Source organism: Phosphitispora fastidiosa (assembly GCF_019008365.1).
Lineage (GTDB): Bacteria > Bacillota > Thermincolia > Thermincolales > UBA2595 > Phosphitispora > Phosphitispora fastidiosa.
On sequence record NZ_JAHHUL010000173.1, the window covers coordinates 1 to 254 of the forward strand.

The 254-nt window shown below is 61.0% G+C and carries 1 protein-coding gene; it reads left to right on the forward strand.

The annotated features are described in order from the left end of the window. The coding region (locus Ga0451573_RS19390) for an ABC transporter substrate-binding protein (RefSeq protein ID WP_231685834.1) at window positions 1–254 on the forward strand (254 nt) is incomplete at both ends.

The window sequence follows — 254 nt, forward strand, 5'->3', positions numbered from 1 at the left end:
CTGCGGATGCCGCAGCGGCCTTTGCCAGCGACAAGATCGATGCCTGGGCGGTCTGGGATCCGTTCTTTGCCATTGCCGAGACCCGCTATCAGCCGCGTATTCTCGCACGCTCCAGCGACGTGCTCGACGTCAATACCTATTTTCTGGCCAATCGCGATTTTGCAGCGGCACATCCCGATGTCGTGACCACGACCGTTGCCGCCCTGAAGGAAGCTGCTGCATGGGCCGAGGCGAACAAGGACAAAGTGGCAGCG